The 5,158-nt window shown below is 72.6% G+C and carries 4 protein-coding genes; 1 reads left to right on the top strand and 3 read right to left on the bottom strand.

Annotation, left to right across the window (positions count from 1 at the left end; translation table 11 throughout):
* Positions 1–107: 107 nt before the first annotated feature.
* Both VR44_RS28495 and VR44_RS28485 read right to left on the bottom strand, forming a co-directional pair.
* Positions 108–1,412 carry an MFS transporter gene (locus VR44_RS28495; RefSeq protein ID WP_045950488.1) on the bottom strand — a complete coding sequence of 435 codons (1,305 nt, stop codon included), beginning with the start codon at positions 1,410–1,412 and terminating at the stop codon, positions 108–110.
* A gap of 787 nt (positions 1,413–2,199) precedes the next feature.
* Complete coding sequence (locus tag VR44_RS28485) at positions 2,200–3,246, bottom strand: saccharopine dehydrogenase family protein (RefSeq protein ID WP_245692375.1); 1,047 nt, start codon at positions 3,244–3,246, stop codon at positions 2,200–2,202.
* Between the two features lie 71 nt (positions 3,247–3,317).
* Between VR44_RS28485 and VR44_RS28480 the strand changes: the two genes are divergently transcribed.
* Entirely contained in the window at positions 3,318–4,268 is a 951-nt protein-coding gene (locus VR44_RS28480; protein ID WP_045950485.1) for a helix-turn-helix domain-containing protein, read from the top strand.
* 692 nt (positions 4,269–4,960) lie between these two features.
* On the opposite strand, the gene VR44_RS28475 is transcribed toward VR44_RS28480, so the two are convergent.
* Positions 4,961–5,158: restriction endonuclease (locus VR44_RS28475; protein ID WP_045950484.1), on the bottom strand; the 198-nt coding region annotated here is incomplete at its 5' end.

Below are 5,158 nucleotides of genomic sequence, written 5' to 3'. Positions count from 1 at the left end.
GCGGTGCCGGGCGGCGCGGGCGAGGCAAGATCCGGAAGAGACGGCCTAGCACTCCACCCCTTCCGCCCCCGGTCCGGGGGCGGAAGGGGTGACGGGTGATGCGGCCGTCAGCGGTCGAGGGGCTCGTGGGCCCGCTCGGGCAGCCGCAGGTAGACCGCCGAGGAGCACAGGCACAGCACGGCGACGTACCAGGGGAACAGGCCGGGCCTGCCGAGTTCCTTCAGCAGGGTGCCGATGTAGGGGGCCGTGCCGCCGAAGAGCGCGACCGTCAGCGAGTACGGCAAGCCGATGCCGGCCGCCCGGACCCGGGCCGGGAAGACCTCGGCGTTCACGGCCGCCGAGACCGAGGTGAAGCCGGTGAGCAGCACCATGCCGGCGCCCTGGACGAGCAGGAGGGAGCCGAACGAGCCGTCCAGGGCCCGCAGCAGCGGTACGACGAGCAGGGCGAAGCCGAGTCCGAAGAACAGCAGGCAGGGCTTGCGTCCGAACCGGTCGGAGAGCAGGCCGCCGACCGGCTGGAGCAGGGCGAAGAAGGCGAGGGACAGCGTCCCGGCGAGCAGCGCGTCGCGCTTGGCGATGCCGGTCTCCAGTTCGGCGTACGTCGGCAGGTAGGAGGTCCACGTGTAGTAGGCGAGGGTGCCGCCGGCCGTGATGCCGGCGATGAGCAGCGAAGCGCGGGGGTGGTGGCGGAGCGCGTCGAAGAGCCCCGGGCGGGGCGCCTCGGCGGGGCGGTGGGCCAGGGTCTCCTCGGCACCTCGCCGGATCCAGAACCCGGCGAGGCCGAGGACGGCGCCGAGCAGGAAGGGCACCCGCCACCCCCACCCGTTCATGGCTTCCTCGGAGAGCCGGGCGACGAGCAGCGCGGCCAGGCCAGAGGCGGCGAGCTGGCCGATCGTGGTGGAGACGTACTGGAACGAGGAGAAGAGTCCCCGGCGTCCGGGCCCGGCGGACTCCACGAGGAAGGTGGTCGACGCGGCGAACTCGCCGCCGACGGACAGGCCCTGGAGCAGCCGCGCGGCGACGAGGACGACCGGGGAGAGCACGCCGACGGACGCGTACGCGGGGGTGAGGCCGACGAGCAGGCTGCTGCCGCCCATGAGCAGGATGGTCACGGTCAGCGCGGTGCGCCGGCCCCGACGGTCGGCGATCGCGCCCATCAGGAGGCCGCCGACGGGGCGCATGAAGAAGCCGACGGCGAAGACGGCGAAGGTGGAGAGCAGCGGGACGAGGGAGTCACCCGAGCCGGAGGGGAAGACCTGCCGTGCGATGTGGGTGGCGAGGAAGGTGTAGGCGTACCAGTCGTACCACTCGACGGCGTTGCCGACGGAGGCGGCCAGCAGCTGGCGTAAGGGGCGGCGGGGAGGAGCGGAGGCACGCACCGCGCTCCCTGCCCCTGTCTCTATCTCTGTCATGATCACGCTCTGCCCGCCGGCGGCCGCCCCCACGCCACGTGCGAGTGTCCGTGGCTGCTGGGAGCATCGGACCATGCCCGACCCTGACCGGGGTGCGAAGCCGGCGAGATCGCCCCGGCCCGATGGGGGCTTCCGGGGGCGCCTCCAATCGGTCACCATGGGGGTCCGTCGGCGATCCGAGGTGGGATGAGCGGGGGGAACGTTCTGGACGGGCAACGGAGCGGGCCGGAGCAGGTCGGACCCGCTCCGTGGCTGGCGTTGGCCTGTATGGTCGGGCTGTTTCTGGCCTACGTNGCCTACGTCGTGCTGATGAACTTCACCGCAGAGCCGCGGGCGGCGCTGTGGGGCGAGCCCGGGACCGTGACCGAAGCCGACTGCCGGACGTACGACAACACCGTGGCCAACGCGGGAACGTCGACGTCCTGCTCGGGCGCCTTCACCCCGGACGACGGCGGCTCGTCGTTCGAGGTCCCCGTCGAGGGCGATATCGGTGCGCAACCGGTTCGCGCATGGCTGGTGGACGGCGCATCCGGCACCGCGTACGTCTCACCGACGGTGTGGGCAGGGGTGCTCCCGGTGGGGCTGTCCCTTCTCCTGGCCGGTCTCCCGGCTGCGGTGACGGTGAGGCGCGTGTGCCGGGTCCGCGCACGACGCCGGGGAGAACCGCGCAACGGATCAGACCCGGAGTCGAGTACGTGATCGACGGCAGGCACGACGGGTACGTCACCATGACCGGCAGCGACGACGTCCTGCTGCTGCGCGGACCGGCCGTGGCCGACGCTACGGCTCAGCGCCGCGACCAGGTGATGTCGGCGATCGACGAGAGGAAGTCCTCGGCGTCGAACACCTCACCTGGGGCGCGCATGCCCGAGCCCGTGCCGCCCGGCAGAGTGCGGCCTGCGAGGATCCGGACGGCCGCCTCGGCGACGACCGGCGCGGTCACGGCGTAGATGTCCCGGCCGACCGCGGACACGGCGCGGCGTTCGGCTCCACGCGTGACCACGACGTCGATCAGCCACGACTGCGCGGAACGGCCGCCGTCGGACGCGCCGGTGGGCGCCGGGGTGTGCGGGTCCCGCAGGTCGGCCAGCGGCGCCTCGTTCATGAACGCCCGGACCTCAGGGGACTTCAGGTGCCGCGAGATGGTGATCTGGTCGGCCGTCCCGAGCGCGTGCACGGGCTGCTTGCCCACCGGCGCCGGGAAGTCCCAGTCCGTCGGGAGGTCCTGGCCGTAGTCGAAGGGGACCAGCCGTCCGCCGCTCACCGTCACTCGCTTGCCCGCGCTGCGCGCCCCGGCCTTGCGGGTGCCGGGGGTCGGGTGCCAGCTGTCGAGCGCGAACGCCACCGTGATGTCGTCCGCGGCCGCCCAGTCACCCATCGCCGCGGTGGCCAGCAGGTCCGGCAGACCTCCGAAGAAGCCCAAGGCGGGGAGGAACAGCAGACCGCTGGCCGCGAGCGGTTCCCGGTAGGTCTCGAAGTCGTGGCGGGTGACCGGCTGTTCTCCGGTGATGTCGATGTAGTGGATGCCGGCGCGCAACGCGGCCTCGATCAGCGGCCCGGTGGTGTCGCCGAACGGGCCCGCGGCATTGACCACCAGCGCGGCGCCGGCCACCAGCGCGTCAAGCGATCCGGGTTCGTCGACGGTGGCCACATGGGTGCGGGCGTACGGGTGGGCCTCGGCCAGGGCCGTCATCCGGACCGGATCGCGGCCCCCGAGGGAAAGGCCCAGGCCGCGCTCGTGGAACTCGTCGATGAGGAAACGGGCCGTGTGGCCGTAGGCGCCGAAGATCGCGACGGTCTGCTGGGCTGTGTTCATGTCCGTGTTCGTGTTCATGGCATCGAGCTTGGGGCCGGTCGATGGTCCGCACGAGTGTCGGAAAGGACGCCACCCGTACACTTTCGGACATGACTTTGGTGGCCATGCCGGTGTACGACGGGGCGATGTTGTTCGAGGCGGCCATCGTCCTGGAGATCTTCGGTGCGGACCGCTCCCATCTGACCGACCCCTGGTACGAGTTCGCGGTCTGCGGACCGCAGGACGCCAGGCTGGGCGGCATGCTACGCGTCGACACCCCGCACGGACTGGACGTGCTGGCCCACGCCGACACCGTCATCGTGCCGTCCTGCGACGACATCGAGGCCGATCCGCCCGGAGAGCTGCTGGAGGCGCTCCGTGCCGCCTACCGGCGCGGCGCCCGTATCGCGTCGCTGTGCACCGGCTCCTTCGTCCTCGCCGCCGCCGGACTGCTGGACGGGCGCCAGGCCGCCACGCACTGGTTGCACGCGGCGCGGCTCGCAGAGCGGTATCCGCACGTCCACGTCAACGCCGATGTCCTCTACACGCACGACGGGCAGATCCTCACGGCCGCGGGCAAGGCTGCCGCCCTCGACCTCAGCCTCCACCTGGTGCGCCTCGACCACGGCGCCGCGGTCGCCAACGCGCTCGCCCGCATCCTGGTCGTACCTCCGTACCGCGCGGGCGGGCAGGCACAGTACATCGCCGCGCCCGTCCCGGCCCGCAGCGGTGACGGGTTCACCGCGCTGCAGGACTGGGCCCTCGACCGGCTGCACGAGCCGTTGACCGTGCAGGACCTGGCGGCCCGCGCGGGGATGAGCACCCGGCACCTGACACGGCTCTTCCACCAGAGCACCGGCCTCACCCCGCTGCGCTGGCTGCACGTTCAGCGCATCAGGCGTGCGCAGGAGTTGCTGGAGACCACCGACACTCCCGTCGAACGGATCGCCGTGCATGCCGGCATGGGCACGGCGACCACGCTGCGCCGGCACTTCAGCCGCGCGGTGGGGGTACCCCCGGACACGTACCGGCGCACCTTCCGCGGTGCCGGCGACTCGTAGCCCCGTGTGCTTGACGTAGGCGGGCACAAGACCCGCCGCCCTCCACGGCCGCGCACCCGGGGCTTCGCCTGGTGCGGCCAGAGGCACCAGGCACCCTCATCACGGGCAGAACGGCCCGCCGCGGAGCACCTCCGTACGCAGCTCAGGCAGACCCTCGGCGCGCGCACGCACTCGTCGGTACCTGACAGACCTTGCGAGCAGCTCTCCGCCGTCGCCGACATGACACGGCAGCGCAGGCCGGTCTCCGCGTTCTGCCAGGTGGGCGATTGGCCAGGGCGGTGGCGCCCACCGCTCGTAACCGACGCGGGTCGGCGTGGCGCCGAGGATCTGGGCCCCCGCGTCCGGCGGCCAGAACCGACACCAGGAAGAACCTGCCAGGACGGGCCCGCGCCGCGGCCGGCTCCCCCACGCCCGGCCCGTCCTACGAGGTCGGGACGGTCTTCAAGACACATCTCCACGGCCTGCCGTACTGCCCGGTCGGCTCCGGCTTCGTCATCAACGACCGTGCTGAGGCGTCCCATGCCGGCGCCGTCTTCAGGGAATCGGCGCGGCCGGCGCCCTCACCCTGGGCATCGTGGTCCACGAGGAGCCGGTGATCGTCGACGGCGTGGCACCGTCCCACGCCACCGCCCCGGCCGACTGAGGAGACCGGCACCGGCGCGGGCGAGGCACGCCGTCTGCGCCGGCGACCGTCAGTCCGCACCTCCCGGGAAGACGTGGCCGGGCTCCGGGGCGCCCGCGGCCGACGCCCACGGCGGAGGGGTTTCCTGCTCGGTCCAGGCGGCCAGCGCCCCGCCGTCGACCGGGACGATCCCACAGGTGTCGGCGTATTCGACGGCGGGCGCCGTGAAGGAACTGGTCGTCACGATGACGGCCACGTCGGCCTCGTG

Origin of the sequence: Streptomyces katrae, from assembly GCF_000966975.1 — a bacterium.
GTDB lineage: Bacteria > Actinomycetota > Actinomycetes > Streptomycetales > Streptomycetaceae > Streptomyces > Streptomyces katrae.
The sequence above is the reverse complement of the archived record's forward strand: the minus strand, read 5'-3'. Positions and strand labels throughout refer to the sequence as shown.

What these genes read in the sequence shown, in the direction of transcription:
- VR44_RS28480 (WP_045950485.1), top strand. Translation starts at nt 3,318, where the DNA reads ATGACTTTGGTGGCCATGCCGGTGTACGACGGGGCGATGTTGTTCGAG.
- VR44_RS28495 (WP_045950488.1), bottom strand. Translation starts at nt 1,412, where the DNA reads ATGACAGAGATAGAGACAGGGGCAGGGAGCGCGGTGCGTGCCTCCGCT.
- VR44_RS28485 (WP_245692375.1), bottom strand. Translation starts at nt 3,246, where the DNA reads ATGAACACGAACACGGACATGAACACAGCCCAGCAGACCGTCGCGATC.